The sequence below is a fragment of the Variovorax sp. Soil_C_17 genome, assembly GCF_057657265.1.
Map to the genome: position 1 here is coordinate 778,472 of NZ_JBDGIT010000002.1, position 16,910 is coordinate 795,381.

Consider the following 16,910-nt stretch of genomic DNA (forward strand, 5'->3'; position numbering starts at 1 on the left):
ACCAAGGTTTGCGCGTGCTGCGGCAAGACCAAGTCCCCAACGATGTTCAAGGTGTGGCCGAAGAGCCCGGACGGCCTCACCAGCCTCTGCAACACATGCGCCACCAAGGCCCGAAGGGAGCGCCAGCGAGCCCGGCAGGCAGCGGTGCAGACATGAGCGACTGGGTCGAGGTCGACACGACCAACGGTCACGCTGTCCTGATGGACCGGGAGGACTGGGAGACCCTCCAGCCCCTCCTGGCCGCCGGCCTGAAGCTGCAGACCGTCAGGACCCGGGACACCGTGGTTGTCGTCCTAAGGGAGTACGACCCGCCTCGGCAGATCCTGCTGGCCAAGGCCCTCTTTGGGGGTGCCGAGGTGAGGCTTCGGGATGGTGACCCGCTGGACCTCAGGAGGGAGAACTTGGAGCGCATGGGAGCCGCGCAAACGGCGTAGGAATCGCAGGGAGGTGCTGGGGCACCCCAGGCATCCCCGGGGGGGCCTGAACGGCTCCTGCGGGTCCTGGGACCCTCTGCCACCTTAAATTTTTCCCGAAAATTCGCGGACAGTCCTTGGCGTCCCCGGCCTGTCGCAGGCGCCCCCCGTGCCCCTCCCCCTCTGCTGGCTGCGACCACAAGAAAGCCGGCACACAGGCCGGCTCTGGAGACATGGGACGCCTCAGGCACCCAGGCTGTCCCTGGCTCTCATGATCGTCTGTCGGCTTGTGCCCATGGCCCTGGCGATGGCGGCCACTGCCTCCCCTGCTGCGAGCCGCTGGCCGACCTCTGCGACCTGAGACGCCGAGAGAGCCGAGGGGCGCCCGAGGGCCTTGCCTTCAGCCTTCGCCCTGGCGAGGCCCGATTGCGTGCGCTCCACCAGCAAGTCCCGCTCGAATTCGGCCACAGCAGCGATGACGCCCATGGTCATCTTGCCTGCCGGGCTGGTGAGGTCGACGCCGCCCAAGGCGAGGCAGTGAACCCGGACGCCCATGCCCGTCAGGGCCTCCACGGTGGCCCGGACATCCATGGCATTCCGGCCGAGCCGGTCCAGCTTGGTGACCACCAGCACGTCCCCGGACTCCAGCTTGTCCAGCAGCTTCCCAAAGCCTGGGCGCTCCGAGGCGAGCACGGAGCCGCTGACGGTCTCTGCGACCACCCGGGATGCTTGGACGTTGAAGCCAGCCGCTGCGATCTCTCGGGCTTGGTTCTCGGGGGTCTGGTCGGCAGTGGAGACGCGGCAGTAGGCGAAGACTCGGGACATAGGGGCTTCCTGTACGAAAAGGTAGTCCGAATCATGCCGCCTGTCCGAAAGAGGGTCAAGCTAATTTGTGGACATCTTTACTGACCCTGTCCGCAATCGCTCGATTTTGAACGCCCTTGGATGGCGCACTTGCACGGGTGCAAGGGCCACCGAGGGCGACCCGACTTGCCCCGGCGATCCCTGGGGCCGCCCTGGCCTCTGCGGCGCCCCTTTCACAGTGAGCCCGAGGGTTCGCACGTCGTCTTTGCATTGTCGCTTGCGCTCCCAAGCCACTGTTTTTATGGCCGTTTGACCGGGATCGCCAGCGAAGCCTCAGGTATTCTCGCGACGCCCTACCTTGAACTTTCAGCATCGCAAGAGAGCCCGCCGTGCTTACTGATATTTTTGCTACGCGATATGCAGACCGCCCCATATGGAAGGATTTCGGCGAGCGCGAGCGCACTTTGATCACCCAAGGGTGGCGAATAGTTCTGGAGCAGGTAATGCCTTACTGGCACGACAAAAAGGTCATTGAGACCAACAGGCCGAGATGGGAGAGCGTCCATAGCAAGCTCAGCATGGAACTAGGCTTGGAAAGCTTGTCGCCGCTCACCTGGAACTACTACGACGCGAACAAAATCTGGCGTTACGGTACCTTCACCATGGACATGGTGTGTAAAACATGGATGCTCGCCCCCTTCAATGTAGCGGCAGATCCCGATCGCTACATGAAGGAGCGCATCAGTTTCATCGAGTTGGCTTTTCGCGAGCGCATGGAGGCCATCGCGATCATCAACCGAGACTTCCCCGAGTTCCTAAAGCAAGCTGCCTACGCCGACATATTGCGCTACAGCACCTTGGGCAAGTTACGCGGCAACAGCAAGGCAGGAGCCGCCTCCAACTCCGAGCGTGAAGCCAAGGCCGACAATGAACGAGTGAATGCATTGTTTGCTTCGTTCGCAGACGAACTCAACGAGCGGTTCCGGCAAGCGAAAGCCCCACTGCATTATCACAACGGTTTCATCCAGATCGAGACCGATGAGAAGATCCAGCAGGAGATCGCCGCGCCATTCTGGAAACTGGTCGCAGACGTGAAGTGGCAGAACGTGGATATGGATATGAAAGAAGCCATCGACCGCCGCGAAGCAAATGACCGTGACCCCGCGTTTTATGCGGCGAAGGCGCTTGAAAGCGTTATCAAGATCATCTCGGACGAGAAGGGTTGGACGAGTGGCAAAGAGTCGGGTGCAGCCGCCTACATTGATAACTTGGTGGCGATGAAGAATGGACGCTTCATAGAGGTGTGGGAGGGCGACGCGCTCAAGGCGATCTTCCGCCACGTGCGCAATCCGCTTGGGCATGGTCCCGGCGGTGAACCTATGCCTACGCTAACCCAGCAACAAACAAACTGGGTCATCGAAGCGGCGATGTCATGGTCCAAATCGCTGATCCAGAGACTTTGAGCGGGCAATGCGTTCTTCCGTGGGAAGAGGAGTGGCAGTAAAAGAGATCGAGATTTCCGACTTGTTGCGATACCTCCAGGGCGTAGAGCTTTGGGGCACCAAGACGCGACTGTATCGGGGCGTCAGTGACCCGTCGTTCGAGCTAACGACCGTCCATCGGTTGTGTGGAGGTCTCTGAACTGGCCGGGATGGCGCATGTCCCTGGTGCGCGTCAGCCTTGACTGGTGGCTCCAGACCTCGCTTCGCTCGGCTCCTCAGCCGTCGTTGGGTGTACATTCAGGCCTCGCCCGTGTGTACCAGCCCGGTGTACTGCACACGACGATGTCTTCATTTCCCCAATGAAGCGCGAGCAGGCCGATGGGTTCGATTCCCTTCACCCGCTCCACGAATCCACAGAGGGAAACGACCCGTTTCCAGGCGCGACAAGGACTTCAAGTCGCCGGATGGATCAAAGCACTGTGTCAACGCGTCGGCACTCCGATGCCTCGGAGTAAAGTGCCCCCCGGTTTGTGTCTTCCGACTATCGGACCCTCACGGTGCCATGAATCACGACACCCGGCTCTGGGGGCTGCACGTAGACGGGCGGCGGCGGGGGCTGTACGTAGACGGGAGCAGGCGCATAGGCATGGCCGGGCCTCTGGTAGCCCGCGCCTTTGCATTTCCGTTCTTCCTTGTACTCGCCACCCTTTTCGAGCTTGCGCTCGACCTTGCAGTTGCCGTCCCAGTACTCCTCCTTGAACTCGCGATGGCCATGTTTTCTTTTGCCGTGCCCGCTCTCGTCCTTGTGAGGATCAGCGAATACTGTTGGCGGGCCAAAGAGGATGGAGACGACGAGTGCGCACAGGGGTAGGCTTTTCATGATGCAGTTCTCCCGGAAGTCGTGGATCGTGGATGCGAAATTGTCACAGATCCAGTCAGAAGCCTCCAAGGGTAAGCGCCGCACTTGCGTCGGACGTGGACGCCCATTTCTGTCCCTCGAACCTGCTGCCTCGCTGACCGCTACCTCGCCCTCGGCACCACCGCCCTCGCCTCGCTCGGCCCGCGCCCGATCATCACCCACGCGCTCAGCGCGCTCAGCAGCGCCAGCCCCGCGCAGAGCAGCATCACCCACCGAAAGCCCGCCACGAAGGACTCGGCCACTGCCTGCTTGAGCGCAGCCGCCGCAGCCGCATCGAGGCCCGTCGGCAATTCCGCCCCCGCCAGCTTGCTGCGCTGCCCTTCGATGAAGGCCCTGGCCTGCGCCGACGCCCCCGCTTCACGCAAGCCCTCGGCCAGCACCGCATCGAAGACCCACGCCATCACCACGCCGAACACCGCGATCGCCAGCACCGAGGCCGCACGGGACACCGCGTTGTTCACGCCCGAGGCGATGCCCGCCGCTTCTTCCCCCACCGCATTCATCACGGTCGTCGTGAGCGGCGCGACGGTGATCGTCATGCCGAACCCCAGCACCACCACCGCCGGCAGGAAGGCCGTCCAGTAGTTCGCGCCAACGCCGGGCACCGCGAACAGTGCGAAGCCCGCCGCCGCGATGCTCGGCCCCACCACCAGCGGCAGGCGCGGCCCGAAGCGATCCACCAGTTGCCCCGCCCACCCCGAGAGCGCGAACATGATCAGGATGAATGGGAGCAGCGCGGCACCCGCCACCGTGGCCGAGTAGCCTTGCACCTGGATCAGGTTGAGCGGAAAGAAATACAGCCCGCCCCCGAGGGCTGCATACAGCAGCAGCGTCAGCAGGTTGGCCCCGGCGAAGTTGCCGATGCGCAGCAGCGCCAAGGGCAGCATCGGCGACCGGACACGGCGCTCCACCGCCACGAAGGCGAGGCTGCTTCCGACGCCGATGGCCAGCGCCGCCAGCACCGCCGCGGAACGCCAGCCCTGCGTGGGCGCCTCGATGAAGGCATAGACGATGCCGCCCAGCGCCGCGGTCGCGAGCGCGGCGCCCCACACGTCCAGTCCGCTCCCCGCGGAGCTGCCGCGGCTCTCCGGCACGTGGCGCCACGCAATCCACAGCACCGCCAGCGCCATCGGCACATTGACCAGGAAGGCCCAGGTCCACGAGTAGTGGTCGACCAGGAAGCCGCCGAGCACCGGCCCGACGGCCGCCGTGATGCCGCTGGCGCCGGACCAGGTGCCGATGGCGCGGCCGCGCTCCTTCTTCTCGAAATTGGCGCTGATCAGCGCCAGGCTGCCCGGCACCAGCAAGGCCCCGCCGATGCCCTGCACCGCGCGCGCCAGGATCAGCTGCTGCACCGTGCCCGCCAGCGCGCAACCCACCGAAGCCAGCGCGAACAGCAGCACGCCGAGCGCGAAGATGCGCCGCCGCCCGAACAGGTCGCCCAGCGCGCCGCCGACCAGCAGCAATGCCGCCAGGAACAACGCGTAGGACTCCACCACCCATTGCGCCTGGAAGGCCGTCGCGTCCAGTTCGCGCTGGATCGCAGGCAGCGCCACGTTGACCACGGTGCCATCGATGAAGGCCATGCTCGAGCCGATGATGGCCGCGGCCAGGACCCAAGGCTTCGAGGACTGCGGGCACAGCGTGGATTCACAGCCATGCCGGATCAGTGCGTCGTCGCCTGGCGGCTTGCCGATCTGACTCATTGGATAACCTCCATCTTGCGGGTCGTGTAGCGATGAGCCTTCCGCGGGCCGCAGGGCTCAGGCGCGAGTATGGGTGCTTCAGCGATCGCCTATCGGTTGCGCGCGAGGTCGTCAACCTACCAACTTTGGTAGTTGTCGAGCCTGGGGTGAGTACGCAGAATCCGCTCTCCTTCAATGCCGCACAGGGAGCACATGCGCAACACAAGACACCCGCGAAGGGAATTGACGGTCATCGTCGACGCCTATTCCACAGGATCGTGCCTGCCGAAGGAGTTCGAGAGTTTCGGCATTGGATGCGTCCACGTTCAAAGTTCACCCGACATCCCGGCCGACTTCCTTGCCACCTTCCAACCCGGCGATTTCCAGCAGCACTTCGTCGTCGGCGTGCCGGGCAGTGTCGAAGACATCGCGGCCGATCTGACGAGACTCGCACCCATCGTGTGCGTGATCGCGGGCACGGAGACCGGCGTCGAGACAGCCGAGCGGCTGGCACGACTGCTGCACGTGCCCGGGAACGATCCGCACACCAGCCGCCTTCGCAGAGACAAATACGAGATGCACGAGCGCCTCAAGAAGGCCGGTCTCTCGGCGCTGAAGCAAGCCCGTTGCACCACGGTCGACGATGCGCTCGACTGGGCGGCGGCGCTGCGAAGCTGGCCCGTGGTAGTCAAGCCGTCGGCAAGCGTGGGCGCCGACGGCGTCAGGTTCTGCAATGACTTGGTCGAGGTCGCGATAGCCGTGGATGCCATCCTTGGCAAGCGAAACAAGCTGGGCAACATCAACGACGCTGCAATCCTGCAGCAAAAAATCGCCGGGCAGCAGTTCATCGTCAACGCGGTCAGCATGAATGGTCGCCACTACATCGCCGAGATCTGGAGGGATGACAAGATTGCCGTGCCCGGCGCCTCGCTGATATGCGACCGCGAGATCCTGCTGTCACCGAACGACGACCTGGCTCACTTCCTGGAGCTCTACACGATCGCATGCCTGGACGCATTGGGGATCAGGGAGGGACCGTCGCATACCGAACTCTTCCAGACCCATGGTGGGAAGTTGCTGCTGATCGAAACGGCGGCCCGCATGCAGGGAACGATCGATCACGAGGCGGTCATGGAGGCGACTGGGCACTCTCATGTCAGCTTGACAGTGCTGCGCCATGCCGACCCGGCAGCCTTTTCCGAGTTGCTCGGGACGTCGTATTCCCGCAAGAACCACCTGCATTGCGTCACTCTCTCTTCGAGCGGCTCGGGGACCCTCAAAGAGAACAGGAGCCGAGAGAAGTTTTCGACGCTGAAGTCCTTCCGGTCTCTGATCCATGCGCCGCAGCCCGGCGACCCGGTGACGCGAACCATCGATCTGTTTACCAATGCCGGCATCGCCTATCTCGCCTGCGACAGCGAGGAAATCCTGGAGCGGGAATACATGCTCATCCGTAGCTGGGAAGCCAACGGCGAGCTCTTCGTTTTTTGACCACCCTTCATGAGAAGAACATCCCGTTTCAAGAAGCACAGGCTTGCCGACGGTGCGATTCGAGCGTCGGAGCCGATCCTGGCGCATCGTCAGCCTCGTCCCTCGGCGTGACGCCGATCAGGCTCGCGCGTACGCAACGTGCTGCACACCGCGGCCACGGCCGCGCAGGCGGCGGCCAAGCCCAGCGCGATGAAGGGACCGCGGCCCGCGTGCGGTGGCCACACGCTGAAGATGCCCGCCAGCAGCACCGCGCCCAGGGTCTGGCCCGTGAGCCGCGCGGTGCCCAGCATGCCGCTGGCCGCGCCGCTGCGATGCGCGGGCGGCGAGGTCACGATGGTGTGGTTGTTGGGCGACTGGAACAGGCCGAAGCCCAGGCCGCACAGCGCCATGCGCCACACGATGTCGGCATTGGCGGGCTGTGCGGGCAGCGTGGCCAGCAGCACGAGGCCGAGCGACAGCAGGCTCAGGCCGATGCCGCCCAGCCACCCGTCCGGGTAGCGGCCGATGAGGCGCCCCGCGATCGGTGCCATCACCACGATGGCCAGCGGCCAGGCGGTGATCAGCAGGCCGGCCTCCACGTGGGAGCGCCCGTAGGTTTCGAGCAGCAGGAAGGGCAGCGCGATGAAGGACAGCATCTGCGCGCAGAAGGCGGCCACCGATGTGCCCATCGACAGCGCGAACACGGGGATGCGCAGCAGGTCCATCGGGAACAGCGGCACGGCCAGCGCACGCTGGCGCCGCAGGTAGACGACGCCCACCGCCAGCCCGGCCAGCAGCAGCAGCCACGCGCCGGCCTGGGCGCCCTGCCCCGCCTCGGTGCGCACGCCCAGCCGGTCGGCACCGACGAAAACCAGCGAGAACATCAGCACGTTGAGCAGGACGTCGATCCAGGAGAAGCGTTCGCCCGTGGCAATGGCCGCGCGCTGCACCGGCAGCGCGCGCCAGCCCAGCGCCAGCACCAGCAGGCCCAGCGGCAGGTTGAGCGCGAACAGCCAGGGCCACGAAGCCACCGAAAGAATCGCGGCGGCCACCGAGGGCCCGGCGACCGAGGCGCACGCCACCACCATCGAATTGATCGCCATGCCGCGACCGAGTTGCGCGCGCGGATAGACCAGCCGCACCAGCGCCGAATTGACGCTCATCAGGCCGGCGGCGCCCAAGCCCTGCAGGGCCCGCGCGGCGATGAGCGTGGCGAGCGAATCGGCCAGCATCGCCGCCAACGAGGCCAATGCAAAGAGCGCCATGCCCACCAGGTACACGCGCCGGTAGCCGACCAGGTCGCCCAGCGAGGCCAGCGGCAGCAGCATCACCAGCGTCGCGATCTGGTAGGCATTGACCACCCAGATCGCATGCGCCGGATTGGCCCGGAGCTCGCGCGCAATGCCGGGGAGCGCCAGGTTGACGATCGTGCCGTCGAGCACGGCGACCAGGATGCCCAGGACGATCACCAGCATCGCCCAGCGCCGCTGCGGCTGCGGCAGCCCGTCGGCGGCGGGTGCCTGGGCGGGGGCGGCCGGCTGAGCCTGCAAGGAAGTCATCGCGCGATTGTCGCCAAGGCCGCAATGGCGCGTGCGAGCGGGACGCAACCTGCTGTGCTAGGCAGCCCGGCAACCTACCAAAGTTGGTAGTTGCGCAAGGGCGCCGATGAACGCCCAATGCGCTGAGTTCGCATGGCTGTCACCAAGCGCGGCTATGTTGATTCCGCATCCAGAGGAGCACTGCGATGAACCTGAAAGAACTGAGCCTGGCCACCTTCAATCTCTACAACCTCAACGAGCCGGGCCGCGCGCTCTACTCGGACAGGAACGGCTGGACGCAAGAGGAATACGAGCGAAAGATCGCCTGGACGGTGCGGCAGCTCGGCATGTTGAAGTCGGACATCTTCGGTTTCCAGGAGCTGTGGCATGCCGCCTCGCTGGCCCGGGCGCTCGAGGCCGCGGCCCTCGCGGACTCCTACGACCTCCTGGTGCCGCCCGACGCCGACGGCCGCAAGATCGTCTGCGCCGCAATCGTGCGCAAGGGGCTGCTCAGCAGCGCGCCGAACTGGATCAGCGAGTTTCCGCAGAAGTTCAAGCTGCAATCCAGCGGCGACGATCCGCAAACGCCCGAAATCGACGTGGCGATCCGCGGTTTCTCCAGGCCGGTGGCGCATTTCACGATCAAGCCGCGCGAGGACGAGCCGGATGTTCATGTCTACGTGTGCCACTTCAAGTCGAAGGCACCCACCAAGGTCTTCAACGAAGCATGGTTCAAGGCCGACAAGGCGGCCTACGGCAAGCATTCGACGGCGCTGGGCGCCGCGCTGTCGACGATCCGCCGCACCGCCGAGGCCGCTGCGCTGCGCTTTCTGCTGACCGAGCAGATGAAGGACAACGACACGCCGGTGATCGTGCTCGGCGACATCAACGACGGCCAGCAGAGCAACACGGCCAACATCCTGACGGAGCAGCCCCGCTACCTGGTGGGCGACTCCGTCGGCGGCGGGGACGTGGCGTTCTACACCGCGCAGACGCTCCAGGAATACCGGGACACGCGCGACGTCTACTACACCCACGTCCACCAGGACTTCCGCGAATCGCTGGACCACATCCTGGTCAGCGAGCAGTTCTACGACAACAGCCGGCGGCGGCTCTGGCTCTTCGACGGGCTGGCGGTGAACAACGACCACCTCAACTTCGACGACCACAAGGGCGACGGCACCAACGACCACGGCATCATCCGTGCCGTCTTCAAGCACAAGCCGATCAAGGGATCGGTATAGCGCGGGCCGCCCCTGATCAGCTCTTGTAGTGCAGCGCCCACAGCCACAACGGGCGCGGCGTCAGCAGCATCAGGGCGATCACGAAGAAGCGGAGCGACAGGCGGTGCTCCCATGGCATGCCGGGCCACAGCAGCGCCTGCCAGGCGCGCATGCGCTCGCCGTCGCGCGCATAGCGGAGGGCGACCACGCGCATGTTCCGATAAAAGCGGCGTTTCGCGGCTTCATGCTCGGGCGGCACGCGCAGCTCGCATGCCAGCTCGAAGGCCCGGTGGGCGTCCACGCCGCGCCCCGCAACGGTGACGGAACCGGCCTGCACGCGGTAGCGTGACACGGCCTGCCCCACATAGCGCGCCCAGGCGCCGCTGTTGGCCAGGCGCACCGAGAAACCCCAGTCGCCCACGTTGCCATCGCGCTCGCTGCGCATGTGCTGCAGATAGCTCGCCTTTTCCACCAGGAAGGCATCGGGCGGAATGGACTCCTCGAGGCACCATTCCCACATCGGGCGCGCCGCGGCCGGGCCCTGCCGGCCGTACCACTGGTCGCTGGCAGCGGAGCGCTCGGGATCGACGACGCCGGCCTCGTCCATGATCAACGGCGTCCCGAACCACAGCTTGACGCGGGCATCCGTCTCGCTGGCGCAGGCATCCGCCAACACACTCAGCGCGCCGGCGCACAGCTGGTCGTCGTTGTGCAGGATCAGCAGGTGGTCGAACTTCGCGCGCGAGGCCAGGAACCACTGGTTGGGATAGGTCCCCCTGGAAGGCTCGCTCGGGAGGTAGTCGATGAGCTCCGCCAGACCGCTCTGCGCGATGACCGCCTGGTTGCGAGCCCAGTACGCGCGCGGGCTGTCGTCGCCGATGATGATCTCGCCGATCAGCGAGCGCTCCTGCTGGGCGATGCTTTGCAGCGCTTCGGCCAGTTGTTCCGGGCGCGCGTAGGCCGGGATGAGGATGGAGATCAGCACGTGTTGGCCGCCGCAAGCGCTGCGTGTTTCTCCAGGATGAGCCGCACCGCGGAGATCACGTCGCCGACATCCTGGTCGCTCAGCTTGGCCGAGATCGGCAGCGAGACGATCTGCCGGCCCACGCGCGTGGCATGCGGCGTGTCCTCGGGGCGCCAGCCGAGCCTTTGCTGGTAGTAGGGATGCTCCGGCAGCGCCAGGTAATGCACCCCGACGCCGATGCCCTGCGCCGTCATCGCGTCGAGGAAGCCATCGCGCGAGATGCCGCAGCGCGACTCGTCGAGCTGCACGCTGAAAAGATGGTGCGCATGGCGCGTGTCCGGCGCCGGCGCCGGCGGCAGTGCCAGCGGGAGGTCGGAAAGCTCGTCGACATAGCGTTTCCAGATCTGCTTGCGGCGCTGCCAGTACGGCTCGACGCGCGTCAGCTGCTGCAGGCCGATCGCCGCCTGCAGGTCCATCATGTTGTACTTGAACCCGGCCTCCACGACGTAATAGTGCTTGTAGCCCTCGTCGCCGAAGCGCTTCCATGCGTCCTTGGTCATGCCATGCAGGCCGAGCACCTTGATGCGGGCCGCATCCTCCTCCCGGCGCGCCAGGACCATGCCGCCCTCGCCGGTGACGATGTTCTTGGTCACGTAGAAGGAGAAGCAGCCGAAGTCGCCGATGGTGCCGACGTTGCGGCCGCGGTACTGGGTCTCGATGGCGTGCGCGCAATCCTCGATGACTTTCAGCCCGTGCTGCCGGGCCAGCGCCATCAGCTCGTCCATCTCGCAGGGCCGCCCCGCGAAGTGGACCGGCACGATGGCGCGCGTGCGCGGGCTCAGCCTGGCGCGCACCTGTGCCGGGTCGATGTTCAGCGTGTCAGGATCGATGTCGGCCAGCACCGGCGTCGCGCCGGCGTGGATGATGGCGTTGACGGTCGCGCAGAAGGTCAACGGCGTGGTGATGACCTCGTCGCCCGGGCCGACGCCGGAGGCCAGCAGCGAAAGGTGGAGGGCCGCGGAGCAGGAGTTCAGCGCCACGGCGTGCGCCGCTCCGCGGTAGCGGCCGAACTCGCGCTCGAACTGCGCCACCCGCGGGCCGGTGCCGAGCCAGCCCGATCGCATGACCGCTTCGACCTCCAGGATCTCGCTCTCTTCGATCTTCGGCGAGCCGAAGACCAGAAAATTTTCCTTGCTGCGTACGGGCATGGAGCTCCCCTCGTGCGGGCAAGGGCGCCCGCTGTTCAAGACCCAGTGCCGGCGCCAGTGGACTGGCTTCGGCCTGACTTCTCCTCGCTCCTGCTTGCCATCCTAGTACAAAATGATGCACTTCCAGTGGCAAGTGGTGCTGAAAACACCAATCAACGCGCGGGCGCTCGTCAAAAAAGAGGCTCGGTATCGCTCGGCGGCCGCGCCCCTTCGATCATCAGCATCCTGAGTTTTGCCGTCGCGCCGCCATGCGCCGAGAAGCCGCCGGGCTTGCCGCCGGCGGCAAGCACCCGATGGCAGGGCACCACCGGCGCGAAGGGGTTGTGGCCCAGCGCCTGCCCGACGGCGCGCGAGAGGCTCTTGTCGCCGAGCTCGGCGGCGATCTCGCCGTAACTGCGCGTGCGGCCGGGCGCGATGCGGCGCGCGATCTCGTACACGCGGCGGTGGAAGTCCGGCACGCCTTCGTAGTCCAGCACGATCTCCGCCAGGTCGCGCGGCTCGCCTTCGAGCAGCGCACGAATCGCGTCGCACGCGGCTTGCACGGGGGCCGGCGGCGCCACCTCCGGCACCTGCGCGAAGCGCCGCTGCATGCGCGAGCGCGTGGCGCCCTCCCCGGCCTCGGGCAACTGCACGCCGACGATGCCCCGTGCGCCCCAGGCGATGCCGCAGGCGCCGATGGCGGTGTCGAAGAGCGCGAAGCCTTCGGGGCTCATTTCAACTTCCGCAGGGGTCCGCCGCGTTGTCCTGCATCGCAGTCACGCCGCGCGCGATGGCGTCGGCCAGCCGCGCGGTGGTGCGCTGGGCACCGCGAGCCAGCGCGTCGATGCCGCGGCCTTCCACGGGCTCCGACACGGAGAGCTGGCAGCCGATGGCCGGGCTCTCTTCGGCGCGGCGCAGGGTCCAGCTGAATCCGGCGTCGACGCGGCTGCCTTCGACGGCATCGAACTGCCGCAGCTGCACCGCGATGCGCATCACGGGCCGGCCGCGCGGACGACCGCCCTTGGTGGCGTCCACGGCGCCGAGGCGCCGCGCGATGCCGCTGCCCAGCGCATCGCGCAGCTCGTTCTCGAAGGAGGAGGACCAGCGGTGCTGCTCCAGGATGTCGACCTCCGGCCCCGCGGCCGCATCCTTCTGCCGCACCACGAGCTGCGGGCGCGCGAAGCGTTCGGGCATGGCGATGGGCGCGAGTTCGATGTAGCCCGTGGCGCCGCCGCTCGCCGGCACGGGCGGGGCCGCATCGGCATCGGCCAGGCTGTAGTACTGCGGCGCGGGGCTGGCGCAGCCGGCCAGCACCGCCGCGGCGGCCAGCGCCAGGCCGCTTGCTCGGATGGTGTTCATTTCTTCTTGTCCTCCGGCTTGCCGCGCAGCAGCGACTCGGGATGGCGTTCGAGGTAGTCGGTCAGCACGCGCAGCGAGCCCGCCGCGCGCGTGACTTCCTGCAGCGTCTGGCGCATGTCCTGCTGCAGGGGCGAATCGTCGGCGAGCGTTTTCTCGGCGCTGTTGAGCGTCTTGCGTACGTCCTTCATCGCGGCGGCCATCTCAGGGCTCACGTCGTTCTTCAGGCTGGTGGCCAGCTGCTCGGCGCCGGCCAAGGTCTTGTCGAGCGTGGCCAGCGTCTTGCGCAGGTCGCGGCCGATCTCCTCGAAGGGCACCTTGTTGAGCTTGCGGGCGATGTCGCCCACCTGGGCCTGGATTTCGTCGAGGCTGTTGGCCACGGTGGGCATCTCGACCGGGTTCTTGTCGAGGTCGATCTTCACCGCCGGCGACTTGGGGAAGAAATCGAGCGCCACGTAGACCTGGCCGGTCAACAGGTTGCCGGTGCGCAGCTGCGCGCGCAGGCCCTTGTCGACGAGGAACTTCAGGCGCTCTGTCTGCGTGTAGCGCGACTCCTGCGTGCCGAGGTTCTGGCCGCGCCGCAGGCGGTCGGGGTAGACCTGGACCAGCACCGGCATCTTGAACTCGCGCCCCTGCGGGTCGAACTCCACGCCGATGGACTTGACCTCGCCGATCTCCACGCCGCGGAAGTCCACCACCGAGCCGGGCGAGAGCCCGCGCAGCGACTGGTTGAAGTACATCAGCAGCGGCTGCGAGGGCCCGTCCGGCTCCTTCATGGCGGCGACCTCGTCTTCGGCCAGCGCGAAGGTGGTGTTCTCCTGCGCCAGCGGGCCCTGCGCATCGTCAGGCGCCTGGAAGGCGATGCCCCCGAGCACGATGGTCGCCAGCGACTGCGTGCGCAGCTTCACGCCGCTGGCGCTGAGCTGCACGTCGAGTCCGCTGGCATGCCAGAAGCGGGTGTTGGCCCCCACGAACTTGTCGTAGGGCGCATTGATGAACACGCGAAGCAGGACGCCGCGGCCGTCGCTGTCGAGCTCGTAGGCCGCAAGCTGCCCCACCTTGATGCGCCTGAAGTACACGGGCGAGCCGATGTCCAGCGAGCCGACGTCGCGCGCGCGCAGCAGAAACTGCTTGCCCGACGCATCGCGCGTGACGATGGGCGGCGCCTCCAGCCCGGTGAATTCGCTCGCCGTCTCCTCCGAGCTTCCGGCGTCGGCACCGATGTAGGCGCCGGAGAGCAAGGTTCCCAGGCCGGAGATGCCCGAGGTGTCCAGGCGCGGGCGCACCACCCAGAAGCGCGTGTCCCGGGCGGTGAAGCTCTTCGCTTCCTTGTTGAGCTGGACCACCACGCGCACGTTGGAGCGATCGTCGGCCAGGCGGATGGTCTGCACGGTGCCGATCTGCACGTCCTTGTACTTGACCGCGGTCTTGTTGGCCTCGAGTCCCTCGGCGGTCTTGAAGGTCAGCACCACCTCGGGCCCGCGGTCGAACAGGATGCGCGCCACCAGCGCGACGCCGACCAGCGCCGCCACGATGGGGATCAGCCAGATCAGCGAAGGCAGCCAGTTGCGGCGCCTGACGATGACCGGCCTGGCCAGCGGCTTCGTCTCGTCCTGCGGGTCGATCATACCACTCGTTCCTTGCTGGCCATGCGGGGTTCGGGTTCTTCGTCTTCCATGACATCCTTGCTGTCCCAGGTGAGGCGCGCGTCGAAGCTCAGCGAGGCCAGCATGGTCAGCACCACCACGGCGCCGAAGGCCGCGATGCCGACGCCGGCCGTGATCTCGGCGAAGCCCTGAATGCGCACCAGGCCGGCCAGCAGCGACACCACGAAGACGTCGAGCATCGACCAGCGCCCGATGACCTCGAGCGCCTGGTAGAGCTTCGCCCGCTCGGGCTGGCGCCAATCGCTGTGGCGCTGGGCCAGCACGGCCAGCAGGATCAGCGACGTGAGCTTGAACAGCGGCACCAGGAAGCTGGCGATGAAGATGATCGCCGCCAGCCCGTACGCCCCCGAGACCCAGAAGTAGATCACGCCGGAGAGGATGGTGTCGTACTGCGAGCCCAGCAGGCTCTTGGTGATCATCACCGGCAGCAGGTTGGCCGGCACGTACATGATGCAGGCCGCGATCAGGTAGGCCCAGGTGCGCTGGATGCTCTGCGGCTTGCGCCGGTGCAGGTGCGTGCCGCAGCGCCCGCAGGGCTCGCCCTCGCCGGCGTCGCGCCACACGGTGCCGCAGTGGTGGCAGCTCAGCAGGCCGAGCCCGGCGGCCGTCCGGATGGCCACCGGGGAACCTTCGCCTTCGGCTGCCGTGCTGTCGGCCGTGGGTGCCGCCCGGCGGCTCATCTGCGTTGCCCCGGCCGCGGCTCGAACGCCATTTCCCAGAAGGCCCGCGGGTTGAAGGACAGCACCGCCGTCAGCAGCACGGTGAGGCCCATGAAGGCCCACAGTGCCGGCCCGGCCACCACCTGCGCCAGGCTCGAGAGCTTGACGATCGCGACCAGCACGCCCAGCAGGAAGACTTCGATCATTCCCCATGGCCGCAGCATCTGCAGGACCCGCACCAGGATGCCGAAGCCCGCAGGTCGCCGCTCGCGCGCCATCGGCACCAGCAGGTAGAACAGGATGCAAAGCTGAAGCAGGGGGAAGAGGATGGTGGTGGCCAGCACCAGCAGCGCCACCGGCGACATGCCCTCGTTGCTGAGCACCACCACCGCGCCGGCCAGCGTGGTCTGGCTGTGCAGGCCCTTCACCTGGATTTCGACGATCGGAAACAGGTTGGCGATCGCGAACAGGATCAGGCTGGCGACCGTGAGCGGCAGCACGCGCGCGCCCTGCTCGCCGGCATGGCGGTCCAGTTCGGCGCCGCAGCGGGCGCACCGGGCGACCTGGCGCCGGCGCAGGGGCTGGCGCTGGTAGACCGCGTCGCAGCCTTCGCAGACGATGGCGTCGGGAACTTCCTTCATGGTCGTGGATGGCGTGGGCCCGTGGCCCGGTGCGGCTTATTGTCCGCGAGGCGCGCGGCCAGGTAGTCGAGCAGCGCGCGGATGCGCGCCGGCAGCCGGCCGGCCTTGCCCAGATAGACGGCATGGACCGGCACCTTGTCGCCGGGGTTGAACTCCTCCATCACCGGCACCAGGCGCCCGGCCTCGAGGTCGGGCCGGATGTGATAGAGCGAGAGCCGCGCCAGGCCCACGCCCTCCAGCACCAGCCGTCGCAGCGTCTCGCCGTCGCCCGCGCGCACCGTGCCCACGACGGGCATCTCGACCTGGCGGCCCTCGACCAGGAGCGGCCAGTCGGGCGCAGAGCGGCGGTAGGTGGAGCCGATGCGGTTGTGCGCCTCCAGCTCCCCGGGCGTGCGCGGCGTGCCGTAGCGCTCCAGGTAGGCGGGCGAAGCGACGATCGCCTGGCCGGTGTCGAACAGGTGGCGCGCCACGAGGTCGGAGGGCGGCAGCGGACCCCAGCGGATCGCGACGTCGGTGCGCTCGTCCATCAGGTCGACCACGCGGTCGGTCAGCACGATGTCGAGCGTGACCTGCGGGTGCAGCTCCAGGAAGCGCGGCACCAGCGGCATCAGGACGCAATGGCCGATGGAGTAGCTGGCATTGATGCGCACCCGCCCGCGCGGCGAGGCCCCGGCGGCGGCACAGCGCTCGGCCTCGTCCATGTCGGCCAGCACGCGCACGCTGCGCTCGTAGAAATTCTGGCCCTCGGGCGTGAGTTGCAGCTTGCGGGTGGAGCGGTGTACCAGCTGCGTCGCCAGCCGCGCCTCCAGCCGCGCCACCAGCTTGCTGACGGCCGAGGGCGTCATGCCCAGCACCCGGGCGCCGGCCGAGAAGCTGCCGCGGTCGACCACGTGCACGAAGGCTTCCATTTCGCCCGAGCGGTTGACATCGATGCGGGGCATG

At 67.0% G+C, this 16,910-nt stretch carries 16 protein-coding genes; 4 read left to right on the forward strand and 12 right to left on the reverse strand.

What is annotated here, in order from left to right:
- The first annotated feature begins 152 nt into the window (after positions 1 to 152).
- Positions 153 to 434 carry a hypothetical protein gene (locus AC3A6Y_RS12240; protein WP_487868495.1) on the forward strand — a complete coding sequence of 94 codons (282 nt, stop codon included), beginning with the start codon at positions 153 to 155 and terminating at the stop codon, positions 432 to 434.
- A gap of 222 nt (positions 435 to 656) precedes the next feature.
- On the opposite strand, the gene AC3A6Y_RS12245 is transcribed toward AC3A6Y_RS12240, so the two are convergent.
- Positions 657 to 1,238 (reverse strand): recombinase family protein, encoded by a 582-nt coding sequence (locus AC3A6Y_RS12245; protein ID WP_487868496.1) that lies wholly within the window; start codon positions 1,236 to 1,238, stop codon positions 657 to 659.
- A gap of 368 nt (positions 1,239 to 1,606) precedes the next feature.
- Between AC3A6Y_RS12245 and AC3A6Y_RS12250 the strand changes: the two genes are divergently transcribed.
- Positions 1,607 to 2,680, forward strand: a complete 1,074-nt coding sequence (locus tag AC3A6Y_RS12250) for an AbiJ-NTD4 domain-containing protein (RefSeq protein WP_487868497.1) — start codon at positions 1,607 to 1,609, stop codon at positions 2,678 to 2,680.
- Between the two features lie 520 nt (positions 2,681 to 3,200).
- Here AC3A6Y_RS12250 and AC3A6Y_RS12255 read toward each other — a convergent pair.
- Positions 3,201 to 3,539, reverse strand: a complete 339-nt coding sequence (locus AC3A6Y_RS12255) for a hypothetical protein (protein WP_487868498.1) — start codon at positions 3,537 to 3,539, stop codon at positions 3,201 to 3,203.
- 140 nt (positions 3,540 to 3,679) lie between these two features.
- Positions 3,680 to 5,284 carry an MFS transporter gene (locus AC3A6Y_RS12260; protein ID WP_487868499.1) on the reverse strand — a complete coding sequence of 535 codons (1,605 nt, stop codon included), beginning with the start codon at positions 5,282 to 5,284 and terminating at the stop codon, positions 3,680 to 3,682.
- A 222-nt stretch (positions 5,285 to 5,506) separates the two neighbouring features.
- Between AC3A6Y_RS12260 and AC3A6Y_RS12265 the strand changes: the two genes are divergently transcribed.
- A complete protein-coding gene (locus tag AC3A6Y_RS12265) occupies positions 5,507 to 6,754 on the forward strand; it encodes an ATP-grasp domain-containing protein (protein WP_487868500.1) in 1,248 nt (415 codons plus the stop codon).
- Positions 6,755 to 6,843: 89 nt separating this feature from the next.
- Here the strand turns inward: AC3A6Y_RS12265 and AC3A6Y_RS12270 are convergent, their stop codons facing one another.
- Positions 6,844 to 8,292 (reverse strand): MFS transporter, encoded by a 1,449-nt coding sequence (locus tag AC3A6Y_RS12270; RefSeq protein WP_487868501.1) that lies wholly within the window; start codon positions 8,290 to 8,292, stop codon positions 6,844 to 6,846.
- A gap of 185 nt (positions 8,293 to 8,477) precedes the next feature.
- Here AC3A6Y_RS12270 and AC3A6Y_RS12275 point away from each other — a divergent pair, with 185 nt between their 5' ends.
- On the forward strand, positions 8,478 to 9,515 hold the full coding sequence (locus AC3A6Y_RS12275; protein WP_487868502.1) for an endonuclease/exonuclease/phosphatase family protein: 1,038 nt from the start codon (positions 8,478 to 8,480) through the stop codon (positions 9,513 to 9,515).
- Between the two features lie 16 nt (positions 9,516 to 9,531).
- On the opposite strand, the gene AC3A6Y_RS12280 is transcribed toward AC3A6Y_RS12275, so the two are convergent.
- From AC3A6Y_RS12280 to AC3A6Y_RS12315, 8 genes are all read right to left on the reverse strand, one after another.
- Entirely contained in the window at positions 9,532 to 10,479 is a 948-nt protein-coding gene (locus tag AC3A6Y_RS12280; protein ID WP_487868503.1) for a glycosyltransferase, read from the reverse strand.
- Entirely contained in the window at positions 10,473 to 11,666 is a 1,194-nt protein-coding gene (locus tag AC3A6Y_RS12285) for a DegT/DnrJ/EryC1/StrS family aminotransferase (protein WP_487868504.1), read from the reverse strand. The genes AC3A6Y_RS12280 and AC3A6Y_RS12285 overlap by 7 nt, the downstream gene beginning before the upstream one ends.
- A gap of 170 nt (positions 11,667 to 11,836) precedes the next feature.
- Positions 11,837 to 12,379 (reverse strand): methylated-DNA--[protein]-cysteine S-methyltransferase, encoded by a 543-nt coding sequence (locus tag AC3A6Y_RS12290; RefSeq protein ID WP_487868505.1) that lies wholly within the window; start codon positions 12,377 to 12,379, stop codon positions 11,837 to 11,839.
- 1 nt (position 12,380) lies between these two features.
- Positions 12,381 to 13,004: a PqiC family protein gene (locus tag AC3A6Y_RS12295; protein ID WP_487868506.1), complete on the reverse strand. Its 624-nt coding sequence runs from the start codon at positions 13,002 to 13,004 to the stop codon at positions 12,381 to 12,383.
- Positions 13,001 to 14,629: a PqiB family protein gene (locus AC3A6Y_RS12300; RefSeq protein ID WP_487868507.1), complete on the reverse strand. Its 1,629-nt coding sequence runs from the start codon at positions 14,627 to 14,629 to the stop codon at positions 13,001 to 13,003. Before AC3A6Y_RS12300 ends, AC3A6Y_RS12295 begins: the two co-directional genes overlap by 4 nt.
- Positions 14,626 to 15,348, reverse strand: a complete 723-nt coding sequence (locus tag AC3A6Y_RS12305) for a paraquat-inducible protein A (protein WP_487868508.1) — start codon at positions 15,346 to 15,348, stop codon at positions 14,626 to 14,628. The genes AC3A6Y_RS12300 and AC3A6Y_RS12305 overlap by 4 nt, the downstream gene beginning before the upstream one ends.
- Positions 15,345 to 15,968 (reverse strand): paraquat-inducible protein A, encoded by a 624-nt coding sequence (locus tag AC3A6Y_RS12310; RefSeq protein WP_487868509.1) that lies wholly within the window; start codon positions 15,966 to 15,968, stop codon positions 15,345 to 15,347. Before AC3A6Y_RS12310 ends, AC3A6Y_RS12305 begins: the two co-directional genes overlap by 4 nt.
- Positions 15,965 to 16,909, reverse strand: coding sequence for a LysR family transcriptional regulator (locus AC3A6Y_RS12315; RefSeq protein WP_487868510.1), 945 nt, complete (start codon positions 16,907 to 16,909; stop codon positions 15,965 to 15,967). The genes AC3A6Y_RS12310 and AC3A6Y_RS12315 overlap by 4 nt, the downstream gene beginning before the upstream one ends.
- Between the last annotated feature and the right edge of the window lies 1 nt (position 16,910).

What these genes read in the sequence shown, in the direction of transcription:
- AC3A6Y_RS12240 (WP_487868495.1), top strand. Translation starts at nt 153, where the DNA reads ATGAGCGACTGGGTCGAGGTCGACACGACCAACGGTCACGCTGTCCTG.
- AC3A6Y_RS12245 (WP_487868496.1), bottom strand. Translation starts at nt 1,238, where the DNA reads ATGTCCCGAGTCTTCGCCTACTGCCGCGTCTCCACTGCCGACCAGACC.
- AC3A6Y_RS12255 (WP_487868498.1), bottom strand. Translation starts at nt 3,539, where the DNA reads ATGAAAAGCCTACCCCTGTGCGCACTCGTCGTCTCCATCCTCTTTGGC.
- AC3A6Y_RS12260 (WP_487868499.1), bottom strand. Translation starts at nt 5,284, where the DNA reads ATGAGTCAGATCGGCAAGCCGCCAGGCGACGACGCACTGATCCGGCAT.
- AC3A6Y_RS12270 (WP_487868501.1), bottom strand. Translation starts at nt 8,292, where the DNA reads ATGACTTCCTTGCAGGCTCAGCCGGCCGCCCCCGCCCAGGCACCCGCC.
- AC3A6Y_RS12275 (WP_487868502.1), top strand. Translation starts at nt 8,478, where the DNA reads ATGAACCTGAAAGAACTGAGCCTGGCCACCTTCAATCTCTACAACCTC.
- AC3A6Y_RS12285 (WP_487868504.1), bottom strand. Translation starts at nt 11,666, where the DNA reads ATGCCCGTACGCAGCAAGGAAAATTTTCTGGTCTTCGGCTCGCCGAAG.
- AC3A6Y_RS12290 (WP_487868505.1), bottom strand. Translation starts at nt 12,379, where the DNA reads ATGAGCCCCGAAGGCTTCGCGCTCTTCGACACCGCCATCGGCGCCTGC.
- AC3A6Y_RS12295 (WP_487868506.1), bottom strand. Translation starts at nt 13,004, where the DNA reads ATGAACACCATCCGAGCAAGCGGCCTGGCGCTGGCCGCCGCGGCGGTG.
- AC3A6Y_RS12300 (WP_487868507.1), bottom strand. Translation starts at nt 14,629, where the DNA reads ATGATCGACCCGCAGGACGAGACGAAGCCGCTGGCCAGGCCGGTCATC.
- AC3A6Y_RS12305 (WP_487868508.1), bottom strand. Translation starts at nt 15,348, where the DNA reads ATGAGCCGCCGGGCGGCACCCACGGCCGACAGCACGGCAGCCGAAGGC.
- AC3A6Y_RS12310 (WP_487868509.1), bottom strand. Translation starts at nt 15,968, where the DNA reads ATGAAGGAAGTTCCCGACGCCATCGTCTGCGAAGGCTGCGACGCGGTC.
- AC3A6Y_RS12315 (WP_487868510.1), bottom strand. Translation starts at nt 16,909, where the DNA reads ATGCCCCGCATCGATGTCAACCGCTCGGGCGAAATGGAAGCCTTCGTG.